General features: G+C 65.4%; 25 protein-coding genes. 9 read left to right on the top strand and 16 right to left on the bottom strand.

Going from position 1 to position 22,135, the window contains the following annotated elements; all coding sequences use genetic code 11:
- Positions 1 to 57 precede the first annotated feature (57 nt).
- Entirely contained in the window at positions 58 to 789 is a 732-nt protein-coding gene (locus tag OKW26_RS05645) for a TenA family transcriptional regulator (RefSeq protein ID WP_429352945.1), read from the bottom strand.
- Positions 790 to 1,115: 326 nt separating this feature from the next.
- Here OKW26_RS05645 and OKW26_RS05640 point away from each other — a divergent pair, with 326 nt between their 5' ends.
- Genes OKW26_RS05640 through OKW26_RS05630 form a run of 3 tightly spaced genes read left to right on the top strand, consistent with a single transcriptional unit; the run spans position 1,116 to position 2,072 of the window.
- Entirely contained in the window at positions 1,116 to 1,424 is a 309-nt protein-coding gene (locus OKW26_RS05640; RefSeq protein ID WP_184061583.1) for a 2Fe-2S iron-sulfur cluster-binding protein, read from the top strand.
- On the top strand, positions 1,421 to 1,741 hold the full coding sequence (locus tag OKW26_RS05635; RefSeq protein ID WP_429352944.1) for a hypothetical protein: 321 nt from the start codon (positions 1,421 to 1,423) through the stop codon (positions 1,739 to 1,741). Before OKW26_RS05640 ends, OKW26_RS05635 begins: the two co-directional genes overlap by 4 nt.
- A 52-nt stretch (positions 1,742 to 1,793) precedes the next feature.
- The gene (locus OKW26_RS05630) at positions 1,794 to 2,072 is read left to right on the top strand and encodes a 2Fe-2S iron-sulfur cluster-binding protein (RefSeq protein ID WP_090807615.1); all 279 of its coding nucleotides are present in this window, start codon (positions 1,794 to 1,796) and stop codon (positions 2,070 to 2,072) included.
- A 212-nt stretch (positions 2,073 to 2,284) separates the two neighbouring features.
- On the opposite strand, the gene OKW26_RS05625 is transcribed toward OKW26_RS05630, so the two are convergent.
- Positions 2,285 to 3,838, bottom strand: a complete 1,554-nt coding sequence (locus OKW26_RS05625) for a hypothetical protein (RefSeq protein ID WP_429352943.1) — start codon at positions 3,836 to 3,838, stop codon at positions 2,285 to 2,287.
- 312 nt (positions 3,839 to 4,150) lie between these two features.
- Between OKW26_RS05625 and OKW26_RS05620 the strand changes: the two genes are divergently transcribed.
- The 6 genes from OKW26_RS05620 to OKW26_RS05595 all read left to right on the top strand — a co-directional run bounded on the left by OKW26_RS05620 (position 4,151) and on the right by OKW26_RS05595 (position 10,427).
- Complete coding sequence (locus OKW26_RS05620) at positions 4,151 to 4,846, top strand: GntR family transcriptional regulator (RefSeq protein ID WP_184061580.1); 696 nt, start codon at positions 4,151 to 4,153, stop codon at positions 4,844 to 4,846.
- 170 nt (positions 4,847 to 5,016) lie between these two features.
- Positions 5,017 to 6,501 (top strand): amidase, encoded by a 1,485-nt coding sequence (locus tag OKW26_RS05615; RefSeq protein ID WP_184061579.1) that lies wholly within the window; start codon positions 5,017 to 5,019, stop codon positions 6,499 to 6,501.
- 57 nt (positions 6,502 to 6,558) lie between these two features.
- Positions 6,559 to 7,893: an MFS transporter gene (locus OKW26_RS05610; RefSeq protein ID WP_429354179.1), complete on the top strand. Its 1,335-nt coding sequence runs from the start codon at positions 6,559 to 6,561 to the stop codon at positions 7,891 to 7,893.
- Between the two features lie 108 nt (positions 7,894 to 8,001).
- Positions 8,002 to 8,457 (top strand): MarR family winged helix-turn-helix transcriptional regulator, encoded by a 456-nt coding sequence (locus tag OKW26_RS05605; protein ID WP_187610620.1) that lies wholly within the window; start codon positions 8,002 to 8,004, stop codon positions 8,455 to 8,457.
- Positions 8,458 to 8,517: 60 nt separating this feature from the next.
- Positions 8,518 to 9,786, top strand: coding sequence for a M20 family metallopeptidase (locus OKW26_RS05600; RefSeq protein WP_429333334.1), 1,269 nt, complete (start codon positions 8,518 to 8,520; stop codon positions 9,784 to 9,786).
- A complete protein-coding gene (locus tag OKW26_RS05595) occupies positions 9,783 to 10,427 on the top strand; it encodes a trimeric intracellular cation channel family protein (protein ID WP_429352942.1) in 645 nt (214 codons plus the stop codon). The genes OKW26_RS05600 and OKW26_RS05595 overlap by 4 nt, the downstream gene beginning before the upstream one ends.
- A 15-nt stretch (positions 10,428 to 10,442) precedes the next feature.
- Here the strand turns inward: OKW26_RS05595 and OKW26_RS05590 are convergent, their stop codons facing one another.
- The 14 genes from OKW26_RS05590 to OKW26_RS05525 form a co-directional block, all read right to left on the bottom strand.
- Positions 10,443 to 11,762 (bottom strand): pilus assembly protein TadG-related protein, encoded by a 1,320-nt coding sequence (locus tag OKW26_RS05590; RefSeq protein ID WP_429352941.1) that lies wholly within the window; start codon positions 11,760 to 11,762, stop codon positions 10,443 to 10,445.
- Between the two features lie 51 nt (positions 11,763 to 11,813).
- Positions 11,814 to 12,308: a TadE/TadG family type IV pilus assembly protein gene (locus tag OKW26_RS05585; protein WP_429352940.1), complete on the bottom strand. Its 495-nt coding sequence runs from the start codon at positions 12,306 to 12,308 to the stop codon at positions 11,814 to 11,816.
- Complete coding sequence (locus tag OKW26_RS05580; protein WP_187610624.1) at positions 12,305 to 12,757, bottom strand: TadE/TadG family type IV pilus assembly protein; 453 nt, start codon at positions 12,755 to 12,757, stop codon at positions 12,305 to 12,307. The genes OKW26_RS05585 and OKW26_RS05580 overlap by 4 nt, the downstream gene beginning before the upstream one ends.
- A 52-nt stretch (positions 12,758 to 12,809) precedes the next feature.
- Complete coding sequence (locus OKW26_RS05575) at positions 12,810 to 13,778, bottom strand: type II secretion system F family protein (RefSeq protein ID WP_429352939.1); 969 nt, start codon at positions 13,776 to 13,778, stop codon at positions 12,810 to 12,812.
- A 28-nt stretch (positions 13,779 to 13,806) separates the two neighbouring features.
- A complete protein-coding gene (locus OKW26_RS05570; RefSeq protein ID WP_429352938.1) occupies positions 13,807 to 14,784 on the bottom strand; it encodes a type II secretion system F family protein in 978 nt (325 codons plus the stop codon).
- 52 nt (positions 14,785 to 14,836) lie between these two features.
- Positions 14,837 to 16,198, bottom strand: a complete 1,362-nt coding sequence (locus tag OKW26_RS05565; RefSeq protein ID WP_184024443.1) for a CpaF family protein — start codon at positions 16,196 to 16,198, stop codon at positions 14,837 to 14,839.
- Between the two features lie 40 nt (positions 16,199 to 16,238).
- Positions 16,239 to 17,450 carry an AAA family ATPase gene (locus OKW26_RS05560; RefSeq protein WP_184061571.1) on the bottom strand — a complete coding sequence of 404 codons (1,212 nt, stop codon included), beginning with the start codon at positions 17,448 to 17,450 and terminating at the stop codon, positions 16,239 to 16,241.
- A 68-nt stretch (positions 17,451 to 17,518) separates the two neighbouring features.
- Entirely contained in the window at positions 17,519 to 17,833 is a 315-nt protein-coding gene (locus OKW26_RS05555; RefSeq protein WP_429352937.1) for a hypothetical protein, read from the bottom strand.
- A gap of 21 nt (positions 17,834 to 17,854) precedes the next feature.
- A complete protein-coding gene (locus OKW26_RS05550; RefSeq protein WP_429352936.1) occupies positions 17,855 to 19,768 on the bottom strand; it encodes a type II and III secretion system protein family protein in 1,914 nt (637 codons plus the stop codon).
- 112 nt (positions 19,769 to 19,880) lie between these two features.
- The gene (gene cpaB / locus OKW26_RS05545; RefSeq protein ID WP_187610631.1) at positions 19,881 to 20,705 is read right to left on the bottom strand and encodes a Flp pilus assembly protein CpaB; all 825 of its coding nucleotides are present in this window, start codon (positions 20,703 to 20,705) and stop codon (positions 19,881 to 19,883) included.
- Between the two features lie 36 nt (positions 20,706 to 20,741).
- Positions 20,742 to 21,284 carry an A24 family peptidase gene (locus OKW26_RS05540; protein ID WP_429352935.1) on the bottom strand — a complete coding sequence of 181 codons (543 nt, stop codon included), beginning with the start codon at positions 21,282 to 21,284 and terminating at the stop codon, positions 20,742 to 20,744.
- 30 nt (positions 21,285 to 21,314) lie between these two features.
- Positions 21,315 to 21,485, bottom strand: coding sequence for a Flp family type IVb pilin (locus tag OKW26_RS05535; RefSeq protein ID WP_184046199.1), 171 nt, complete (start codon positions 21,483 to 21,485; stop codon positions 21,315 to 21,317).
- 68 nt (positions 21,486 to 21,553) lie between these two features.
- Entirely contained in the window at positions 21,554 to 21,724 is a 171-nt protein-coding gene (locus OKW26_RS05530) for a Flp family type IVb pilin (RefSeq protein ID WP_184046198.1), read from the bottom strand.
- 100 nt (positions 21,725 to 21,824) lie between these two features.
- Positions 21,825 to 22,037 (bottom strand): hypothetical protein, encoded by a 213-nt coding sequence (locus OKW26_RS05525; protein ID WP_429352934.1) that lies wholly within the window; start codon positions 22,035 to 22,037, stop codon positions 21,825 to 21,827.
- Between the last annotated feature and the right edge of the window lie 98 nt (positions 22,038 to 22,135).

Raw genomic sequence — 22,135 nt, 5'->3', positions numbered from 1 at the left:
CTGGCTCGCGGCGATGCCAACGGAAGACGGCGCCGCGTTGCGCGCGCCGCCGCGGGTTCAACTCGCGAGTTCGAGTTCGGGCAGCGCCAGGTCCTGCTCGACGTAGTCGTAATAGAGCGCGGTCGTATAAAGCAGACGCATCTGCGCGCCGATCTCGCAGATCTTCAGGCAGCGTTGCTGCAACTCGGGCGTGTCGGCATGTTCGAGCACGATCTGATAGCCGCGCTCGCCATGAATCTCGTCCGACACGATGTGCAGATCGAAGAACTCCACTTCCTCGTCGGTGAACTGGTATTTGTCGCGCAGCGTCGGCGTCTGCTTGCGATAGATCGACGGCACCTGCGATTCGAGACCCACGACGAGCGCCGCGACCGCGACGATCGGGTCCTCGCGCATCGCCACCGAATAACACCATGCCTGCAGGCCTCGCGTGGTCGGCGACATGTTGTCGGGATCTGTCACGCGCTCGCGCGTCGTGCCGCACGCTTCGGCGAAACGGATCAGCAGATCGGTATGACGGTCACCGCCGATTTCCTCTTCGTACATGTTGGCGAGCAGAAAGTCCTTAGCCTCGGTGAAGCGGTCCGGCGTGCGCGCATAGATGTAGGCCAGATAGTCGGCGAACGGGCCCACGTAGTGATAGTGGTTCTCGGCCCAGCGCGCGAGATGCGCGCGGCTCAGCTTGCCGCTCGCCCACGCGATGCTGAACGGCGCCTTGTTCGCACTCTTGCCTTTGATGGCGTCCTCGAGCGCGGCGCGGAAGTCATCACGGTTCATCAATTCAGCCATTTCAAGCTCCTGACAGGTAGGGAAAAGGTTGGCGTTGTCGAAAGCCCGAATGCCGTCGGGCACGGAAGGAACAGTTGAGCTAGTGTAGCCTCCTTAATGCATACTGTATACCGCAATGTCTGAATTGCGCGAGCCGTTCTTGGGAAGAGCGCTCCGTCTACGCGCCGCTTCATTACGGCCTCACCGCGGAAAGCCTAAGAAAACTGGAACTAATGCGCGCCAGCCGGCGCTGTCTTCGGCCCTCGCCGGGGTCCGTCCGGCAGTAGACGGTATACTATATCCTTTTTTTCAACTAGACTAGATCCGAGCGAATCACGGAGAGCGTTATGCCAACAGTGGTATTTCACAAAAATGGCGCGACCCATCAGGGCGAGGTCAAGGAGAACACCAACCTCGTCGTGCGCGCCGGCATCAGGCAATTCCCGTTTCCGCATCTGCGCTACGAATGCGGCATGGGCAAGTGCTCGAAGTGCGCGTGTCGCGTGATGTCCGGCGCGCAGTATCTGCCCGAGCCCAACTGGAAGGAAAAAAAACAGCTCGGCGAGCGGCTTGCGCAGGGTTATCGCCTCGCGTGCCAACTATGGATCGAGCACGACATCGAACTCGCGCAGGACGATCTGGAGCAGGCAGCATGAATACGCGCTCCGTCGCGGCCGGCACGCACGTGATTCTGACGAGCAAGCCCGGCCAGTACCGCACCGAGGCGACCGAAGGCATCGTGCCGCTCGCCACCTTCGACTACCTCTACGGCGACCGGCATATCGCCACGTTCGTCATCGCCGCGCTCATGAAAGAAACGAAGATCAGGGTGATCGACGAAGCCACACCGTCGGCGGTCAATCTCGTTCCCACCAGGTTCCTCGAAAAATTCGCGACGCCTGAAGCCGCGCTCGAGTCGCTGCGGCAGCTCGCGGGCCACGGCAACGGCGCCGCGCAACTGACCCCGCGCTAGTTGCCGCGCCGTTTCATCCCCTCCTCTCCGAACCCAATACGTAAGCCTCCGAATGATCCAGATTACTTTCCTCAGCAACGACAACAAGTCGGTCAGCGCGCCGCCCAACAGCAATCTGCTGCGCGTCTCGCTGCGCGAAAAAGGCGGCATTCCGTTCAAATGCGGCGGCGGCTTGTGCGGCACCTGCAAATGCAAGGTCGAACACGGCATCGAACATACCGATAGCGTGAAGGACAAGGAAAAACGCCATCTGAGCGAAGACGAAATCAAAGCTGGCTATCGGATGGCCTGTCAGACTTTCGTCAATGGCAATGTCAGCGTGTCATGGTGAGTTAGCAACACAACGTAGTGAGTCAAACTGGGACGCCGGCTTCGATGCACTGAAGCCGGCGTTTTTGCTTGTCGTTGCGAGGCGTAAGACGTAGGCCGCAACTCGCGGGCAAAGCGCGCCGACGATCAAACCGCCAAGGCCTTGCGCATCGGCAAACCAACGCGCAAGGCCCGGCAAAAACCGCGCGGACGACACGCGCGTCCAGCCCCCCATCACCAGATCAGAATCGCCACCAACGTCGACACCACCAGGCCGCACACCACCGGCAGCAACAGATTGCGCACCGCCTGCAACACCGGCACACGCGCGAAGCTCGCCACCGCCGCGAGCGCCGACCATGCGGTCAGCGTCTTGCCGGTCCACACCGAACCCATCTGGCCGATCGCCGCGAGGGTCGACACGTCGAAGCCCACCGTGCGGCCGAGCGCGCCCGCCAGCGCGCCGGTCAACGGCAAACCGGCGAAGCCCGAGCCGTCGATGCCCGTCACCATGCCGGCCAGCAGAATGCCGTACGAGACGAAGAACGCGTTGTGCGGAATGTAGACCTCGCCCGCTTTCACGAGATCGGCAAGCAGGCCGGGGGCATGGGTACCGGCGGGCAAGCCGAGGATCGGCGCCGCAGTGCCGGCCACGCCGATGAAGAAGAAGCCCGCAATCGGCAGCACCGAGCTCATCGCGCGAAACGAAAACACGAAGCCCTCGGTGACGTGCTCGGCCGTGCTGCGGCAGATCGCGCGATAGTCGCGCGCAGCGGCTACCGCCACCATCAGCAACGCGGAGACGCCACCGACGAGCGCCGCGGCCGCTGCACCGCTCGCGCCCTTGAAGCCGGGGATCAGATGCGGCAACACCATGTAAGCGACGATCGCGAGAAAGGCGACGGGGATCACGATCGCGAAGCAGCGGGACCAGCGCTCCTGCCACGGCGTCAACAGGTCGCGCGACGACAACAACGCCCGCGAGCCGCTCGCGCCGCTGACCTGGCCGCCGTCGCCGACCGACGCATGCTGCGGTTTGCCGCGCCGGATGCGCGCGCGACTCGTGCCGGCCGCGGGCGTGACAACGGTATTCGCCGTGACCTGGGTCGCTTCCCAGCGTTCGAGATGGCGCGCATCGGGCGCCTGGATCTGCTTGCGGATACGCAGATAGGCGATCAGGAACGCGATGCCGCCCGTGATCAGCGACAGCAGCAGCGCCTTGTCGGCAACGTCCGGCATCGCGACCGCGGCCGCTTTCGCGCTGATGCCCGGCGCGACCTTGATCACGTAATCCGACGACAAGGCCGTGCCGAGTCCCGCGATGCCGATGCACAACGCCGCGCCCAGCGGCGGCACGCCCGCGTAAATCGCGGCCGGCAGCAGAATGCCGGCGATCAACGGCACGGCCGGCGTCGGCCAGAAGAACAGCGACAACACGTAGCTCACGAAGCCGAGCACGAAGAAGCCGACGTGCCCGTTGACCATGACCGCGCGAAACGGCTGGACCATGCGCACATCCGCGTTGATCCGTTTCAGCGCGTTGAGCAACGCGGTCATCAGCGAAATCACGAGGAAGATATTGAACAGCTCGCGCGCCGCCGTAAGCGGCGCGAAGAACACCGCTTCGATCGCGGTCGACACCTGGCCGGAAAACGCGTAGACGGTGGCGAAGGTCGCGAGAATCGCGGGCGCGACGACGTTGGCGCGAAACACCAGCGTCGCGATGATAGAGACGACACCACACAGATAAACCCAGTGCGCCGACGTTAGAACGACGTGAGATTCCATTGCTTCTCCTGACTGCGCGGACCTGCGAGCGCGGGTGGATGCGGCTGATTTGAGATAACCGCTTGGTATACTATGTACTAAATAAAACAGGATCAACGGCTGCTTGCCTGAGGTTTACCCGCATTCGTCGCGACATTTCAAAGCAGGAGAATCGAGCGGCAGCAGCCACGAGGAAGCGCGGCGCGTGCTTCAATGCCCCGCCAGACAAGGCCGAGCCGGCTATTTCCGTATAAGGTCTACAGTATTCGTGACGTGCACTGAGGTAAAATCGCCTGCATCACACGCCATCAGCAACACAGGTTGGAGATCCTTATGAACACTGAAGCGGACACGACCGCGGCAAGCGGCGCACAGGGGCAATCGAGCGCGCCGATCATGCATCAGCAGCTGTCGCATCTCGTCACCGCGCGGCTGCGCGAAGCAATCGTCTCGGGCACGTACGCGCCCGGCGAGCGGCTGGTCGAAGGACGCATCGCCCAGGAGCTCGACGTCTCGCGCGTGCCGGTACGCGAAGCGCTGCGCGCGCTCGCCTCGGAAGGCCTCGTCGAAGTGCGGCCGCGGCACGGCGCGGTGGTCGCGTCGCTGCAGCCGTCGGCGGCACGCGAAATGATCCAGATCCGCGCGACGCTCGAGGGACTCAACGCCCGGCTCGCCGCCGAACATCGAACGCCCGAACTGGTCGGCCAGATCGAACAGGTGCTCGCTGAAGGCAAGGCAAAAGTCGACGCCGGCGAGACGGCCGGCCTGCTCGAACTCAACGCGCGTTTTCACGACCTGCTCTACGCGGCCGGGGCCAATACGATTCTGAGCGACCTGATGCGCTCGTTGCGCGACCGCACGCGCATGCTGTTCACGAACGCGAGCGATGCGGAAGTCCGCCAGACCTGGGACGAACACGCCGCGATCCTGCGCGCGGTGCAGTCGGGCGATGCGACGCTGTCGGCGCTGCTCGCCGAGCGGCATGTGATGCGCGCCGCCCAGCACTATCTGGCGAACAATGCGCGTTGAAACGGCCTTTGAAACGCGCGGCATAGGAAGCGAGGCGCGGCACACGCCACCGCGCTCGCTTTACGCCACCCGATAATTTCGTCGACTACGCTGCAAGCCACTTGACAGGCTGAATTTGGCGATAGACGGTATACAACATACCGCCCATCAATCGCCCTCTCAGGCCTTTCATGACACCAAGCTCCTCCCCACCCGCCGCCAGTCAGGCGGCGCGCTACCGTTACGCCACTGTCCAGCAGGCCGCGCACGACATGCGCGCCGGCGAGATCGACGCCGTCTCGCTCGTCGCCGCGTGCGAAGCCGCATTCGAGGCCGACAACGGCCTGCTGAACGCGGTCGTCGTATCCGATTTCGACGCCGCCTACGCCACCGCCGAAGCACGCGACGAGGAACGGCGCGGGGGGCGGCTGCGCGGCCCCTTGCACGGCATTCCGTTTACGATCAAGGAATCTTTCGACGTCCGCGGCTGGCCGACGACCCTTGGCGACCCCGCGCATCGCGAGAACATCGCGAGCGCCCATGCGGACGTCGTGCAACGCCTGCTCGACGCGGGCGCGGTGCTGCTCGGCAAGACCAACGTGCCGATCTATCTGCGCGACTGGCAAAGCTATAACGACCTCTACGGCACGACCCGCAATCCGCGCGATCCGTCCCGCACGCCGGGCGGTTCGTCGGGTGGCAGCGCGGCGGCCGTCTGCGCGGGCATGTCATTCTTCGACGTCGGCTCGGATGTCGGCTCGTCGATCCGCAACCCCGCGCATTTCTGCGGCGTCTTCTCGCACAAGACCACGCATGGCATCGTGTCGCTGAAAGGCCATGGCATCGGCGGCGGCATGGCGCAGCCCGACATCAACGTCGCGGGTCCGCTCGCGCGCTCGGCGCGCGACCTCGAACTCGTGCTCGGCGCGATCGCCGGTCCGGCCGGCGAAGCCGCGAGCGCGCTGCGGCTCGCACTGCCACCCTGCGAGCGCACGGACCTGCGTGAATTCCGCTTTGGCGTACTGACCAATCATCCGCTCGCCGACGTCGACGGCCCGGTAGAGGCGTGCCTCACGCGTCTTGGCCGGCAGCTCGAAGACGCCGGTGCGACGGTGGTCTGGGACGCGCGCCCCGCGCTCGACGCCGCGCAACTGATGCGCGCCTACGTGCTGCTGCTGCGCGCGTCGACCTCGCACTATCTCGACGACGACGCCTTCGCCGCCGCGCTCACAGCAAGCGCCGCCGTGCCCGCCGACGCGTCGTCGTACGCCGCCTTGCAATACGCGGGCACCGCGTTGCGTCACCGCGACTGGCTGCTGCTGCAAAAGCAGCGCGACGCGTTTTGCGAAGCATGGCGCGAGCTGTTCGGCACGATCGACGTGCTGCTGTGCCCCGCCGCCGCGACCGCCGCCTTCACGCTCGACGAAACCGGGGCGCCGTGGCAGCGCACGCTCGACGTCAACGGCCGCCCGCAGCCGATGACGACCCAGCTGTTCTGGGCCGGCCACTCGGGTCTGTGCGGCCTGCCATCGACCGTGGCCCGCGCCGGCACGACCGCGGACGGCCTGCCGATCGGCGTGCAGATCGTCGCGCCGCTCTATCACGACCTGCGTTCGCTGCGGGTGGCCGCGCTGCTCGAGCAGGCGGGACTGTCGTTCGTCGCGCCACCGCTATAACACCCACTCGCATTCTCGAGGCGCCAGCCGCCACCTCATCCTCGCCCGGAGTCCTCCATCATGGTCTGGTTCGAATCGCTGTCGAACAACGAGAAGAAAGCCTTTGCGGGCGCGTTCATGGGTCATGCCGTCGATGTGTACGACTTCATGATCTACTCGTTCCTGATTCCCGTGCTCGCCGCGACCTGGCACATGAACAAGGCCATCGCGGGCAGCATCGTCACCTACACGCTGATCGCGTCGCTCGTCGGTGCGATCGGCGCGGGCCTGCTCGCCGACCGCTTCGGGCGCGTGCGCATTCTGCGCTGGACCATCGTGCTATTCGCGCTCGCGTGCTTCGCGTGCGGCTTCGCCAACTCGCCACTACAGCTCGCGCTGTTTCGCATGCTGCAGGGGCTCGGCTTCGGTGGCGAATCGTCGCTATGCATGGTGCTCTTGACCGAGATCATCAGGAATCCCGCGCATCGCGGCAAATTCTCCGGCTTCGCGGCGAGCAGTTATTCGTTTGGCTGGGCCGCCGCGGCGGTCGTCTATAGCGTGCTGTTTTCGTGGCTGCCGGCGGAGTGGGCGTGGCGCGGCTGCTTTTTTATCGGCATCGTGCCGGCGCTGCTGGTTGTGTATCTTCGGCGCGATCTGAAGGAGCCCGAAGCGTTCTCGCGCGCGCTCGGAAAACAGCACTCGCCCGCCGCCTTCGAAGGACTACGCCGTGTCTGCGCGCGGCCGCTCGCCGGCAAGACGATCCTGTGCAGTCTGCTGTCGGGCGGCATGCTCGGCAGCTACTATGCGATCGCGACGTGGATGCCGACCTATCTGAAGCTCGAACGCGGCCTGTCGATCTTCGGCACGAGCGCCTATCTCGCGATCATGATCCTCGGCTCGTTCGTGGGCTACGTGCTCGGTGCGTATTCGTCGGACCGCATCGGCCGACGCCTCACGTATATCGTGTTCGCGGCGGGCGCGTTTTCCATGGCGCTCGCCTATATGGCGATTCCCGCGTCGAACGGCGCGATGCTCGTGCTCGGCTTTCTGCTCGGCGTGCTGATGCAGGGAACGTTCTCGGGCATCGCCGCGACGATCTCGGAGAGCTACCCGAACGAAATTCGCGCGACCGGCTACGGCGTGGCCTACAACATGGGGCGCGTCATCGGCTCGCTGTTCCCGCTTGGCGTGGGCTGGCTCAGCACCGGTCATATGGCGCTCGACTCCGCGATTCCGCTGGTCGCGGGCGTCGGTTATCTGTGCGTGATCGTCACCGCGTGGATTCTGCCCGAGACCAACGGCATCAGCCTCGATTCGCTCAGCGGCGAGCAGACCGATTCAAGTGCTTTGATCGAACCGATGGGTGTCGCCGCCCGCGTGGCCCAATCCGGCTCCGGGCGCGACGCTCGCTAACACTTCCCCTGTCTCGCACCAGGGCGGCGTCCACGCAAGTATTTGAAAATTTCAACTACTTGCCTATAATGCCTGCACTGCGTATGACACGGACAGCGGAGCAAATTCTTGTATTCGGACTTCCTGACTTTCAGGCTCGATCTGACCAGCGCGTTGCTGATCAACCGCGCGAACCTGGTCTACCGCGAGCGCTGGGATCTCGACGTGCGTGCGTTGCGCGTGCTGCGCCTCGTCTGCGCGGAGCCCGACATCACGCCCAAATCCGTTTCACAGCGCGCGCTGATCGAAAAAACGCTGCTTTCCAAAGTCCTCGCCGAGCTTGAAACGCGCGGCCTGATCACGCGCAACATGCATGCGTCGGACCGCCGCAGTATCGCGTTGCGTGCCACGGCGCACGGCCTCGAGGTCGCGCAGGCGTCCGAAGCGGTGGGCACCGAACTCGAGGTCGAGCTGGCGAAGGCGCTCAGCGCGAACGAACGCAAAACGCTCGAACGTCTGCTTGGCAAGCTTTCGCACAGCCTGCTCGAAAGCGAGTCCGCAAGCGCGCCGCCTGCGCGATCCTGACAGACGGTCCGCATTCCGCCGCCTTCCTTCCCTGGCGTTCATGGCAACAAGGAGCCCTCCATGTCGAAGCTGATCGAAACGATGTCGAGCGCGATCGACGCGCTGCTGCCTGAACTCGAAGCGATCTACAAAGACCTGCACGCGCACCCCGAACTGTCGATGCAGGAGGTGCGCACCGCGGGCATCGTCGCGGACTACGTGGAAAAGCTCGGTTACGAGGTGACGCGCAACGTCGGCGTGACGGGCGTCGTTGCGTTGCTGCGCAACGGCGACGGTCCCACCGTGATGCTGCGCGCCGACATGGACGCGCTGCCGATGGCCGAAGCGACCGGCCTGCCCTATGCGAGCACGGTGAGGGCGAAAGACGAAGACGGGCTCGAAGTCGGCGTCGCGCATTCGTGCGGCCACGACATGCACGTCACATGGCTGCTCGGCGTCGCGCGTCTGATGGCAGGGCATCGCGACGCATGGCGCGGCACGCTGATGGCCGTGTTCCAGCCCGGTGAGGAAGTCGGCCGCGGCGCGCGCAGCATGCTCGACGACGGCATGACCACGCGCTTTCCGAAGCCCGACGTGATTCTCGGCCAGCACGTGATGGTCGGCGCGGCGGGCTCGGTCGGCTATCGCAGCGGCACGATCCTGTCGGCCGGCGACAGCATCAAGATCAAGCTGTTCGGGCGCGGCGCGCACGGCTCGCAGCCGCAGACGTCGATCGATCCCGTGATCATGGCAGCGTCGACGACCTTGCGTCTGCAAACCATCGTGTCGCGCGAAATCGCGCCGAGCGACAGCGCCGTGCTGACCATCGGCTCGCTGCAAGCCGGCACGAAAGAGAACATCATCCCCGACGACGCGACGCTGAAGCTCAACATGCGCACTTACGACGATGACGTGCGCGAGTACATGCTCGGCGCGATCCGCCGCATCTGCTGCGCCGAATGCGTGGCGTCGAACGCGCCGCGCGAGCCAGAATTCACGACACTATCGAGCTACCCGCTGACGATCAACGACGCGGCCACGACCGAGCGTGTGCGCAACGCGTTCGAGGCGCAGTTCGGCGAGCGCGCGTACGAATCGCCGCCGGCCGCCGCAAGCGAAGACTTCAGCGTGTTCGGCCGCGAATGGAACGTGCCGTACTCGTTCTGGTTCGTCGGCGGCACCGAGCCCGAAGTGTTCCGCCAGGCGCTCGCCGCGAAAAAACTCAACGAAATTCCGAGCAATCACTCGCCGAAATTCGCACCGGTGCTCGACCCGACCCTGCGCACGGGCCTCGAAGCCATGCTGTGCGCGGCCGGTGCCTGGCTCGATCAACACGAAACCACTCAGTGAATTCACACGCCGTCTACACCATTCTCGACCTGATCGGCACCTTCGTATTCGCGATCAGCGGCGCGGTGGCCGCGCGTCAACGACGGCTCGACCTGCTCGGCATCGTCGTGATCGCCTTCATGGTCGCGTGCGGCGGCGGCATCGTGCGCGACCTGTGCATCGGCGCGATCCCGCCTGCGGGGCTGTCGAACTGGCGCTATCTGGCGACCGCGCTCGCCGCGTCGGCCGTGACGATTCTCGCGTATCCGCAGGTGCGCCGGCTGCGTCAGCCGGTGCTGTTCTTCGATGCGATCGGGCTCGGTCTGTTCGCGGTGTCGGGCGCGCAGAAAGCGCTCACGTATGGCCACAATGCCGAACTCGCGATTCTGCTCGGCATCGTCAGCGCGGTCGGTGGCGGCGTGATGCGCGACGTCGTGCTCTCGCGCGTACCCGCGATTCTCGAACGCGAGATCTATGCGTCGGCCGCGCTGTTAGGCGCGGCGGTGCAAGTCGGTTTTTCGTACGCGGGCTGGACGGCCTGGTGGACGCCGTGGTTCGCGACATTGGCTTGCGTGTTGGCGCGGCTCGCGTCGCTGCGCTATGGCTGGCGGCTGCCGGTCTTCCAGGGCAGACGCACGGCCGAGACACGCGACAACTCATAACGAGCCCTTCGCGCTTCAGCTCGCGGTTTGCGGAATCAGCCGCGGCTTGGTCAGGCTGTACGCGATCTGGCTGAACAACGTATTGAGGCTATTGGTGCCGCCTGCCGCATTCGAGCAGGTGTCCGAGTAGAAATACGACGGACCGGACGCGATCGACTGCATCGTATTGCACGCGGTGAGCTTGTCGTTACCGTCGCCGCAGCTCGGCGCCGACGCGGCCTCCCCGCCCAGATACGCGACGGTATAGATCAACGTGCCGGTGCTGGTTTTGATCGTCGACGCCGCATTGATGGCGGCCTGGCACTCGCTTCCATAAGTGCTGCCGTACGTGTTGCCGAGTTGACTCGTCGACGACGACGCAACACCGTCGCTCAACAGAATGATCACGTTCTGTCCAGCCGGACTCTGCGTCGACGACTTCGCGACGAGCGCCGATTGCGCAGCCGTAAGCGCCTGCGCGTAGAACGTGCCGAGACCGCCCGGCGCCGACATGCCGCCGCAACTGCCGCCGCCCAGCGCCTGCACGATACCCGAGCTCGTGCTGACCGAACCGTTGCTGCCGAGATAGCCGGTGTTCAGCGACGAAACCTGGTAAGTCGCGCCCGACGCCGAATAGCTGCCCGCGATGGTCGGCGCCTTGCCGGAGCACGTGAAGTTATAGGTGGACGACGTTTGCGGCGGAAACGCCATCAAGCCGACGTTGTCTCCCGCATTGGTCAAGCCTGTCAGCAGCGTCAACGCGCCCGCCTGAGCGCACGCCAGCCGCGTCTGCGCGACGCCCTTCGAGTTCTTGCAGTTGCTGTCCGTCGTCGTGGCCATCGATTTCGTGGCGTCGAGCACGATCATCACGTTGTAGAGCGCGGGCTCCGCGCCGCCGCCCGCCCCGGCTCGCGAGGTCGCGGAAATGGTCTGCGAACTCTTGCCGAACACGCGCGCGAAATAGAGCGGCACGGTCGCCGTTTGCGTGACCTGGATGCCGTTATAGCCCGAGGTCGCCTGCTTATATGGCAATGTGACGCTCGACAACGTGAGACCGGTGATCGTCGCGCTGGCGGGCACGACGGCGGCAGGCAGCCTGTTGTTGTACCCCGCCGTGAACGCCTGCGCGTCGCTTGCCGCGGTGGTCCACGATTGCGTCCAAAGGTCGACCGCGCCCGACAGCGCCGCGGCATCGGTTGCGCTTTGCAGGCGCCGCTGGCTATACGCGAGGTAGCCGAAGTCGACGCTGATTGCGACAAAGCCCAATAGCGCGACCATCGATACCGCCACGAGAACGGAAACGGCGCCGCGCTGACGCCGACGCGAGCCACCCGAACTACGGTATGTCGTTTTCATGATTTCACGCCCCTCCCAAACGGTCCCACCGCTTTTGTTATTCATGCGTCGTCATTGCACCCGCTCCACCGCGCTCGCATTGAGCGCGGTCGGCATCATCGCGTACAGACCCGACAGGCTGCCCTTGAACAGCGGCGCGAACGTGTAGGTGACGGTCACGGTCGCCGTGCCGACCGCGCTCGTGCCGCCGGCGCTGGTCAGATCGGCGGCGCAGCTCGAATCGCTGCTGCACGCGACGCCGTTCACCGACGTCGCGATCGACAGATTCGACGTATTCAGAAGCGCCGCCGAGGTGCTTACCTGACCTTGCGTGGCCGAGTACGGCGTGCTGGTGCCGCGTTGCGACGCGAAATAGCGCGCGCCCGACGAGGCCGCATTGACGACCATCACGTAGTTGCCGAGCAGCCAGCCGAACTGCGCGATGCCGAGCAGCACCAGCAGCAGCAGCGGCGCGACCAGCGCAAACTCGACCGCGGCGACGCCCTTCTGTTGCTTGTAACCGATTGGCGGTGTCGTTCTCCGCTTCGGACGAATGGCTGCACTCATTGCACGACCTCCGACATGGTGGCGCTCAAGCTGCGGGGCATGATGCCTTTGAGGTTATCGAGCGTGCCGCCGAAGAGCGGCGCGAACGTATAACCGAGCTGCACCTTCGCCTGCGTACCCGCAGCCGGAGCCGACGTGCTCGACCCCAGTGCGCTGGCGCACGCGCTATCGCTCGTGCAGGACGTGCCGCCGACGCTCATCGAAATCGTCAACGTGCCGTTCAGCGCACCGGTCTGCGAATGAATCGCGGCAGTCGCGTCGGAGTATGGCGATGCGTAACCGCGCTCCGCCGCGAGCTGATGTGCGCCGAGCGAGGCCGCGTTGGTCAGTACCAGATAGTTGTTGATCAGCCAGCCGAACTGCACGATGCCGAAGATCAGCGCAAGCAGCAGCGGCAGCACGAGCGCGAGTTCGACCGCTGCCGCGCCACGTTGTTTTGTGCGTTTCACCGGCTCCCTCCGTTCGTTCCACATGTCGGTCCACCCGCGAGGAAGTGCGTGGTCATGCACCACCCGCCATGCTCGGCAGCAGATCGCGATAGATATGAATCATCGCGGGCCCCATCAGCACGACGAGCAGCGCCGGAAAAATGCAGAACATCAACGGAAACAGCAACTTCAGCGCGATCTTCGCGGCCCGCTCCTCCGCGCGCATCCGGCGGCGCGTGCGCAGCGTATCGGACAGCACACGCAGCGACGCGCCGATGCTGGTGCCGAAGCGCTCGGCCTGGATCAGCATCGCGCTGAACGAGTCGATGTCTTCCACACCGGTGCGCAGCGAAAAATTGCGCAGCGCCTTTTCCTTCGAGAAACCTGAACGCATTTCGAGCAGCATCAGTTCGAGCTCGCTCGCGACCACCGCGCTGCGAAGGCGGATTTCCTCGCCGACTTTCATCAGCGACGCATCGAGGCCCAGACCCGCTTCGACACACACGGTCAGCAGATCGAGCGCATCGGGAAAGTCCTCGACGATGCTGCGCTTGCGCGCTGCGATGCGGCGCGACAGCACGACGTTCGGCAGGTAGTAGCCGAGTGCGGCCAGCACGACCAGCACGATCGCGCGTTCGAGCAGCGAATTCGCGAACGACGAGCCGTACAGCGCGAGCATCGCCACGAGCGGCAACGTCAGCGCGAGCGCGGTCTTCGCGGCCAGATAGATCGGCGCGGCGTTGGCCGAGCGCCAGCCGGCGTTCATCAATTGCAGGCGCAGTGCGGATTGCTCCCAGCCGTCCTTCGGCACCGACAGCTTCGAGATCGGCTGCGAAATCTCGACGAGCTTTTCGTACCACGGCGTCTGCGCGGCGGCGTCGAGTTGCTCCGGCGCCGGGACTGCATTCGCGCCGCCCGCCTGCTCGATACGGCGGCTCATGTCGCGCGGCGTGCCTAGATGCATCGCGCCGAACACGGCCGCGACAACGATCGCGAATACGCCGGCAAGCAACAGAATCTGCGTGATGTTCAGTGTTTGCATGGTCCTTCTCCGATGAGCTCTCGCCCGCTCAGACGCGAATCTTCACGATGTGCCGCATCCACAGAATGCCGAACAGCATGGCCACGCTCGCCACCGCGATCATCTTGACGCCCGCCGGGTCCTGCCACAGAACGTTCAGGAACCCGGGGTTGATCGCCATCATCGCGGCGCCGACGCCGAACGGCAGCAGGCCGAGCACCCACGCGGACATCTTGCCTTCGGCGGCGAGCACGCGAACCTTGTCGAATAGCTTGAAGCGGTCGCGGATCAGCGCGGTGATGCCGTCGAGCACTTCGGCGAGATTGCCGCCCGTCTCGCGCTGGATCACGACGGCGATCACGAAGTAGCGCAGATCGCGAATCGGCACGCGCGTCGCGAGATTCGTCAGCGCCTCGCTGATCGACACGCCGTAGTTGATCTCGTCGAACACGATGCGGAACTCACCGCTCATCGGCTCGGCGAACTCGGTGCCGACCATATCGATCGCGCTGGTGAACGCATGGCCCGAACGCAACGCGCGAGACAGCATGTCGCAAACGTCCGGCAGTTGCCGTTCGAGTTGACGGATGCGCCGGTTGCGCCGCCGCTGCACGTAGGCGAGCGGCAGCAATGCGGACAGCGCCGCGGCGCCCGCGGTGAAGACCCATGGCATCGCGAGGCTCGCGCCCGCCATCAGCACGAACGGCGGCAACACCGCGCAGGTGCCGACGAGTCGCCCGACCGACCACGATAGCCCCGACTGCTGCAGAAACAGATCGAGCGCGTGCACGCGCGGAATGCGCAGCAGCAGCCGCGTGAGCACCGCCGAGTCGGCCATCGTGCGCGTCTTCAGAATCGAAAGACGCTGCCTGCTCAACGCGCCGCCGGCGGATAGCGCGCGAATCCGCGAATCGACGCGCCGCGCGACCGGGCCGTGCCGGCTGTTCCAATACTCGTAGACGCCGCCCGTCGCGAGCGCCACGGCCGCGAACAGCAGAATGATCGACGCGTAGAAAATCGGGCTCATGCAAGTCTCCTGAAACACCGGGCGAGCGGTTGGTGCGCGTTGCCCATACCTGTCATGTGGTTTCGAAGCGACGCGCCGGATCGTAGACCTGCTCCGAGGGCGCCACGCCGAATGCCTGCAAGCGCTCGGCGAATTGGGGCCGCACGCCGGTCGCGCAGAAATGGCCGCGCACGTTGCCCTTCGTATCGACGCCGGAGCGGCGGAACACGAAGATCTCCTGCATGTTGATCATGTCGCCCTCCATGCCGGTCAGCTCCGAAATGCTGACGATCTTGCGGCGGCCATCGGTCAGACGCGTGGCTTGCACGACCACCGAAATCGCCGACGAAATCTGCTGGCGCATCGTGCGCGTCGGCAGCGACAGGCCGCCGAGCGTCATCATGTTTTCGAGGCGCGTCAGCGCATCGCGCGGTGTGTTCGCGTGGATCGTCGACAGCGAGCCTTCGTGGCCGGTGTTCATCGCGTTCAGCATGTCGAGCGCTTCGGCGCCGCGCACCTCGCCGAGAATGATGCGGTCGGGCCGCATCCGCAGCGCGTTGCGCACCAGCGTGCGTTGTGTAATCTCGCCGCGTCCCTCGATGTTCGGCGAACGCGTCTCCAGCCGCAGCACGTGTTGCTGGCGCAGTTGCAGCTCGGCCGCGTCCTCGATCGTGACGATGCGCTCGTCGCCCGGAATGAAGCCCGACAGCACGTTCAGCAGCGTGGTCTTGCCGCTGCCCGTGCCGCCCGACACGAGGATGTTCACCTTCGCGCGCGCGAGCGCGTCGAGCACTTCGGCCATCGGCGGCGTCAGGCTCTGCAATTCAACCAGGTCGGCAACCTGCAACGGATTGGCGGCGAAACGGCGGATCGACAGCAACGGACCGTCGATCGCACAGGGCCGGATGATCGCGTTCACGCGCGAGCCGTCCGGCAAGCGCGCGTCGACCATCGGGCTCGATTCGTCGATATGGCGGCCGACGCCGGAGACGATCTTCTCGATGACCTTCATCAGATGCGCGTCGTCGTAGAAGGTCACGTCGGTCGCTTCGAGACGGCCACGGCGCTCGACGTACGTATGACGATGCGTATTCACCAGAATGTCGGACACGGTCGGGTCGCGCAGCAGCACTTCGAGCGGACCGAAGCCGAACATTTCGTCGTGCACGTCGCCGACGAGTTGCCGGCGTTCGAGATCGTTGGCGGGCGCCTTCTGATCTTCGAGAATGCGCCCGATCAGCGTCGCGATCTCCTGGCGGACCTGCTCGGGCGGCAGGCGCGACAGCCGTTCGAGCTCGACGCGTTCGAGCACCGCCTGATGAATCTCGCGTTTCAGTTTCTGGTAGGCGCCGCGCAACATGCCGGCGCCCGCCGGGTCCTGGCGTTCGCCCAGCGGCTGCACGCGTTGCGCGGAAATCTGCTCACGAAGCGACATGACGTTCCCCCTGTTCTGATCGTGTAGCGTTGGAGCACGGTTAAAGCGTTTCGAGTTTCGGCGACGGCTGGCGGCCCAGCAGCCGCCCGAACAGCGACTCGCCCTTCGCGCGCGAACGCCCCGGTTTGGTCGCGCGTGCCGCGATGTTTTCGGCGAGCGCCTGCAGGCTGCGCGCAACCCCGCTGCCGCGCGCGGTCTTCGACACCGGCAGTCCCAGGTTCATCGCATCGGTCACCGTTTCGGCATCCTCGGGGATCACCTGATACGCGCTCATGCCGAGCACGGATTCGAGCGCCGCGCGCGGCCGCTCGCCGTGCCGTGTATAGCGGTTCAGAATCAGCCGCATCTGCTCCTGCGCATAGCCGAGCGAGCAGAGAATCTCCTGCAGCCGGCGGCCGGCCCGCACGTGCGGCATGCTCGCCTGCAGCACGAGATGAATCTGGTCGCTGCGATCGAGCGCGAGCATCGACAGCTGGTTCAGCGTCTGGCCGAGATCGAACAGCACGAAGTCGTAATGCGGCGCGGCGACGCCGAGCAGCCACTCGAGACGGTCTTCCTTGATCTCGGCCGCCTTCACCGGGTCGCCCGCGCCGGCGAGAATATGGAAGCTGTCGCTCACGTGCACGAGGCTCGTGTCGAAGAACGCGGCATCCATGCGTTCGATCTGCGCGCAGATTTGCGGCAGCGTCGACGGCGGCGTCTGGTCGGAGACCAGAAACGCGGCATCGGCGAACTGCTGGTTCAGATCGATCAGCAAAACGCGCTTTTTCTGCGGCAGAGTCGCGATCGCATGCGCGACGTTCGCGGCGATGAAGCTGGTGCCGGCGCCGCCCTTGCACGACACGAACGACAGAATCCGCGTATCGCGCGTGCCGCCCTGCAGGCTCTGCGCCTGCGCGCGTTGCAGCGCGTCGCCGAACTGGCGCGAATCGAGCGGCCAGTTCAGCACGTCGCGAAAGCCCGCGCGCATCGCGGCGATCAGCGTCTGCGGCGATGCGTCGGGAATCAGCAGGATGCAGGTGAGCCGCCCATGCTCGCGATGCAGGCGCTCCACCACCGCGAGCTCTGCGTCCTTCAGCGACGCGGCGTCGACGATCAGCACGTCGAACGCGTCGAGCGTGTCGCCGCGTTCGCCGAGCAGCGACGGCGTGCCCATCGCGCGCGTGATCCGGTAGTCGCCGGCTTCGCCGCTCAGATGCGCGATCTGCGCGAGCCGTGCGCCGTCTTCAGAGAGAGCCAGGATGTTGATCATGATGTTCCCAACCGAGCTGTCGAATTAACCGGCGGACGGCGCGTCCGCCCCATGCGCCGCGTTCGCCATCACTGACTGCCGCCGCTGCTGCCGATACCCATCACGAACGGATTGAACGTCGTGACCGGCGTCTGGAACGACTTGTCGTACTGCTGCTGCGCGGCGACCGCGGCCTTGCCGTCGACGCCCGGTGTGGATGGCGTGTGCTCGCCCGCATGCGGATCGATGATCTGCATCTGCGTCACGGTGCGCACGGCGTCGCCGACGTGTGCGTCCCAGATCGGCGAGCTCGACATGCAGCCGCTCAACGAGCCGCCCAGCGTGGCGCACAGCATCAGCAGCAACGCCGCGCGGCGCGTGATCAGAAGATGTTCGGATTTCATGAGAGTCTCCTTCGCGGCGCGTTACGGGTTGGGCTGTGCGCCCTTGATCGTCGGGTTGCCTGGGCTCACGGCGTCGGCTTTGGCGAATGCGGGTTCGGCGTTGGTGTGCGCTTGCGCTGCCGACGCTGCCGTTGCGGTCGTCTTGTCCGGTGGCGGCACCGCCGCCGACGGTGCCGGCCGGTCCGCCTGGGTGTCGGGCGGCAGCAGCGCGGCGGGCGCGGCCGAGCCTTCGGTCGGTGCCGGCGTCGGAACCGGTGCGGGCAACGCGGGTTGCGTTTGCGGTTGCGCGGGCATCTGTGGCGCATTCGGGTTCGCGGCGCCCGCTGCCTGCGCTGCGGGCCGGCGGCCTTCCATGTTGCCGGTCGCGTAGACCGTGCCGTCGGATACACCGGTGAAGCTATCGGTCGGCAGCGGATAGTCGCCCGCCGGCAGCGGCTTCACCAGATGCACGGTGACGATGAAGATCAGCTCCGTGCGATCCTGCTGGAACGACGTGCTGCGAAACAGCGCACCGAGCACCGGCAATTCGCCGATGCCGGGCAACGCCTTCAGCGAGCCGGTGATGTTGTTCTGGATCAACCCGCCGATCGCGAAGCTCTCGCCGTCGTTCATCTGCACCGTCGTCGACGCGCGCCGCGTCGTGATCAGCGGCAGCACCGAGGTGTTGCTCGTGCCGCTCGCCGACACGGTGACGCCGGTCGGCGACAGTTCCGATACTTCCGGCGCGACCTTCAGATTCACGCGGCTGCCCGCGAGCACGGTCGGCGTGAATTTGAGGCCGACGCCGAACTCTTCTTCCTGCAGCGTGATCGTCGAGCCGCCCGAGCCGTTGCTTTGCGGCACCGGAATGAAGACCCGGCCGCCCGCGAGGAACGACGCCTCCTGCCCGCTCAGCGTGACGAGGTTCGGCTCCGCGAGAATCTTGCCGAGGCTGTCGCTCTTCTGCGCGTCGACGGCGATATTGAACGGCCTGTTGTTCGCCTTGCTCACCGCGATACCACTGCTGACACCGGCCAGCAGGCTGCTCACGAGCGCACCGGTCCACGAACCGAAGCCGCCCTGGATGTTGACCGCCGCGCCCAACTGATTGAGCAACGTCTTCGACACCTCGGCGACCTTTACTTCGAGCATCACTTGCTGCGGCGAATCGACCGTCATCATGTTGATGACTTCGGAACCCTTGCTAACACTCGAGCTTTGCTGCGAGATCGTACCGCCGTTACCAAAGCTCGCGGTGCTCGCCTGGTCTTGCTGGGTGGGCTGCGCGCCCGCGTAAGCGCCGGCGATGCTCATCGCCTGCTGCGCAGCCTGCCCGCTCGACACGCGGCCCGCGAGCACGAGATTGGCGGCCGCGCTCGACACGCGAATGCCGCGCTCGTTCGGCAGCAATTGCGCGAGTGTGCGTTGCAGCCCTTCGGCATCGACGCCGACGCTCACGTCGATGATCTGGCATGCGCCGCTGCGGCCCTGCACGATCATGTTCGTGGTGCCGACGCTCATGCCGACCACGTACAGCGTGCGCTGCGACACGAGCGTCGCCTGCGCGACGACCGGATTGCCGAGCGTACGGTTGCGCGCGGCCTCGACGAGCGGCACCAGAATCGACTTGCCGACTGCCACCGACACGCTCGATTCGTCGCGAATCTCGCCTGTGCAGTTCGGCCCGGTCAGCTGCGCGGGGGCGACCATCCTGCCGCTCGTCGCGCCGCTCGGCATCGGCGTGTTGCTGACCAGCATCGGCACGGCGCCCCGGCCGACCGGCAGCGGCGCTGTCTGCGCACCCCAGCCCGGCGGCACGTGCGCGGCGGCCATCGTTTGTGCCGCGCTGTCGTGCGCGGCCGTCAATCCGGCGCATAGCGCGGCGGCGAGCACCGTGCCGCCGAGCGAGCGGCAATGCTTGCCGCCACCGGATGAGAACCGTTGTTGTGTTTTCATGTTGCTGCCCCCGTCGCTCGATAGGTGTGAACCGAGACGTCTTTTGATGGCCTTCTGATTCAGATCGCGACGCCTGACGTGAACTCGCGCAAACCCGCGCGCCGCGACCGCGCTAGAAACATTCGACACTGCCCGTCACCCCCGACAGCACACCGACGCAATCGCGCCTGGGCGCCGGACGCGCCGCATAGTGCGTGCGCACCGGATGCACATCGGGCGCCGCCGGCGCCGAAGCCGGCACGTCGAGCAAGGTCAGCTTGGTCGCGCCGCCGGTGCTCGGGGTCTGCTTGTCCACCTGATTGCGCAGCACCAGCGACAGCGTGCCGACGCTGCGCGCGAGGTCGAGCTTCTCGGCCTGCTCGGGCGTCACCTCGAGCGTCACCGCGTTGACCACTTTCGGCGCGGTGTCGTCGCGGCTGACCTGCTGCGCGACTGCCAGCACGAGGATCTTTTCGAGCACGATCTTCGAGATGCTTTGCGGCGTGTCGGTCTTGTTCGTCTGCTGCGTATTGACGATCACGTCGACGTAATTGCCCGGCAGCGCGAAGCCCGCGACGCCGACCACGTCGTTCACGCGTACGGTGATCGCGCGATTGCCTTCACCAATCACCGCTGACAAGCCACCTTTCGTGCCCTGCGGCGCGAGCTTCGATTCGAGCACCGGCTCGCCGGGCGCGAGACTCGTCAGCAGCACGCGTCCTTCAAGCGCCTTGCCATCGGCGAACGCACCGGGCGGCACGCTCGAAGTCGGCCAACTGACCAGGTGGATCAGGTTCTGGTTCAGCGGCTGGCCGAGGCTGATTTCCGACGACGCCACCGCGACCGACGTCACCGCGCCCGACGACGTCTGCAGCAGCCAGCGCGACGCGAAACTCACGGCCGCGAGGCCCGCCAGCACGGCGATCGTCAGCATCACTAAAGCCCGACTGTTTTTCATGGCAACACTCCCGCATCGTTCAGTGGAAACGTCCGGCTATAGCGCGGCCGCGAACAGCATTCCGAGGGTTCCGGCCGCGATCGCGACACCGTAGGGAATCGACCCGACCGATCCGGAGCCCGCATCGATCAGGTTTGGCTGTCCGAGCGGCGCGACGACGAGGCTGCCGAGCAGTTGCCGCAGATTCGCGAGCACGCGCGCGAAGCGGCCGCGACACAGCACGATCAGCAGAGACCAGATCCCGCCGAGCAGAAAAGTGGCAACCGCGATCCGCCAGGTCAGCGCGGGGCCGACCCACGCGCCGATCATCATCAGCAGCTTCACGTCGCCGGCGGCCATGCCGCCCAGCAGATAGAACGGCAACAGCAAAGCGAGGCCGCACGCCGCGCCGATCAACCACTCGAGCGCGCCGGCGAGCGGCCCGTGAATCGACATCTGCACGGCAAGCGCGACGGCGAGTCCGAGTGAGATCAGGCGATTCGGAATGCGCCGCGCGCTCATGTCCGTGCTCGCGGCCACGATCGCCAGCACGATCACACACAGCGGTACAGGATGTGGCGGCAGAGGTGGCAGCGTCATGATGACCTCGTCAAGGATGATTGAGCCGCGTCAGACCGAGTCAGCGAGATTGTTGAAGATCGTGCTGAGGTTGGTGCCGAGCGTGGTCGCGCCGCCGATGATCAGCAGTGCAATCAGGCCGGCGAGCAGGCCGTATTCGATGGCGGTCACACCGTCCTCGTCGTGAATGAAACGTGCTGCGCGAGCAATCAGGTTCTTCATGACAGACCTCCTTTTTCCAGTGGGAAGGGGACGGACGAATCGCGAGGTTCGTCCGTCGACTCGAGGACTCAGACCGAGGCCGCGAGGTTGTTGAAAATCGTCTGCAGATGCGTGCCGAGCAATGTTGCGCCGCTGATGATCAACAGCGAGATCAGGCCGGCGAGCAGCCCATATTCGATGGCGGTCACGCCGTCTTCGTCACGAACGAAACGGGCTGCGGCAGCGATGATGTTCTTCATGATTCGACTCCTCTGGAAGACTAACTAATGGAACCCGTTACCAGGATTGGCGTGGGCGATGGGACTGCGGGTACTGCAGGGAAATGCGGGAAGCTGCTGGCTAGTTCCGCCGCCCGATCAGCGTCGCGCGGTGTTTGATCCGCATGGTCGCAACGCTGGGCGACACGAACTGGAGGAAACGGGGAAAGTGAAGCGGCAACTGCCGGGCGAGCCGCAGCATCGCGGCCGCGTGCCGCTGGCGCAGCATGGCCGCACGATGTGCGCCGCACACGGGCCTGGTATCGCCGCGCACTCGCGTGATCTTGTTGTGCATACATCCCCCGTCTTTCGTGATTCTTTTCTTGGCGTCGGCTCGAGGCCGGCATCCGCTAGTCAGTCGACGTTGGCTCCCTCTCTCGCCATGGTGTGCTG

It is taken from the genome of Paraburkholderia sp. 32 (genome assembly GCF_050435345.1).
GTDB lineage: Bacteria > Pseudomonadota > Gammaproteobacteria > Burkholderiales > Burkholderiaceae > Paraburkholderia > Paraburkholderia tuberum.
The sequence above is the reverse complement of the archived record's forward strand: the minus strand, read 5'-3'. Positions and strand labels throughout refer to the sequence as shown.

Bases quoted from the DNA above. Each gene is read 5' to 3' on its own strand.
- OKW26_RS05645 (WP_429352945.1), bottom strand. From the start codon at position 789: ATGGCTGAATTGATGAACCGTGATGACTTCCGCGCCGCGCTCGAGGAC.
- OKW26_RS05640 (WP_184061583.1), top strand. From the start codon at position 1,116: ATGCCAACAGTGGTATTTCACAAAAATGGCGCGACCCATCAGGGCGAG.
- OKW26_RS05635 (WP_429352944.1), top strand. From the start codon at position 1,421: ATGAATACGCGCTCCGTCGCGGCCGGCACGCACGTGATTCTGACGAGC.
- OKW26_RS05630 (WP_090807615.1), top strand. From the start codon at position 1,794: ATGATCCAGATTACTTTCCTCAGCAACGACAACAAGTCGGTCAGCGCG.
- OKW26_RS05625 (WP_429352943.1), bottom strand. From the start codon at position 3,838: ATGGAATCTCACGTCGTTCTAACGTCGGCGCACTGGGTTTATCTGTGT.
- OKW26_RS05620 (WP_184061580.1), top strand. From the start codon at position 4,151: ATGAACACTGAAGCGGACACGACCGCGGCAAGCGGCGCACAGGGGCAA.
- OKW26_RS05615 (WP_184061579.1), top strand. From the start codon at position 5,017: ATGACACCAAGCTCCTCCCCACCCGCCGCCAGTCAGGCGGCGCGCTAC.
- OKW26_RS05600 (WP_429333334.1), top strand. From the start codon at position 8,518: ATGTCGAAGCTGATCGAAACGATGTCGAGCGCGATCGACGCGCTGCTG.
- OKW26_RS05590 (WP_429352941.1), bottom strand. From the start codon at position 11,762: ATGAAAACGACATACCGTAGTTCGGGTGGCTCGCGTCGGCGTCAGCGC.
- OKW26_RS05585 (WP_429352940.1), bottom strand. From the start codon at position 12,308: ATGAGTGCAGCCATTCGTCCGAAGCGGAGAACGACACCGCCAATCGGT.
- OKW26_RS05575 (WP_429352939.1), bottom strand. From the start codon at position 13,778: ATGCAAACACTGAACATCACGCAGATTCTGTTGCTTGCCGGCGTATTC.
- OKW26_RS05570 (WP_429352938.1), bottom strand. From the start codon at position 14,784: ATGAGCCCGATTTTCTACGCGTCGATCATTCTGCTGTTCGCGGCCGTG.
- OKW26_RS05565 (WP_184024443.1), bottom strand. From the start codon at position 16,198: ATGTCGCTTCGTGAGCAGATTTCCGCGCAACGCGTGCAGCCGCTGGGC.
- OKW26_RS05560 (WP_184061571.1), bottom strand. From the start codon at position 17,450: ATGATCAACATCCTGGCTCTCTCTGAAGACGGCGCACGGCTCGCGCAG.
- OKW26_RS05555 (WP_429352937.1), bottom strand. From the start codon at position 17,833: ATGAAATCCGAACATCTTCTGATCACGCGCCGCGCGGCGTTGCTGCTG.
- OKW26_RS05550 (WP_429352936.1), bottom strand. From the start codon at position 19,768: ATGAAAACACAACAACGGTTCTCATCCGGTGGCGGCAAGCATTGCCGC.
- cpaB (WP_187610631.1), bottom strand. From the start codon at position 20,705: ATGAAAAACAGTCGGGCTTTAGTGATGCTGACGATCGCCGTGCTGGCG.
- OKW26_RS05540 (WP_429352935.1), bottom strand. From the start codon at position 21,284: ATGACGCTGCCACCTCTGCCGCCACATCCTGTACCGCTGTGTGTGATC.
- OKW26_RS05535 (WP_184046199.1), bottom strand. From the start codon at position 21,485: ATGAAGAACCTGATTGCTCGCGCAGCACGTTTCATTCACGACGAGGAC.
- OKW26_RS05530 (WP_184046198.1), bottom strand. From the start codon at position 21,724: ATGAAGAACATCATCGCTGCCGCAGCCCGTTTCGTTCGTGACGAAGAC.
- OKW26_RS05525 (WP_429352934.1), bottom strand. From the start codon at position 22,037: ATGCACAACAAGATCACGCGAGTGCGCGGCGATACCAGGCCCGTGTGC.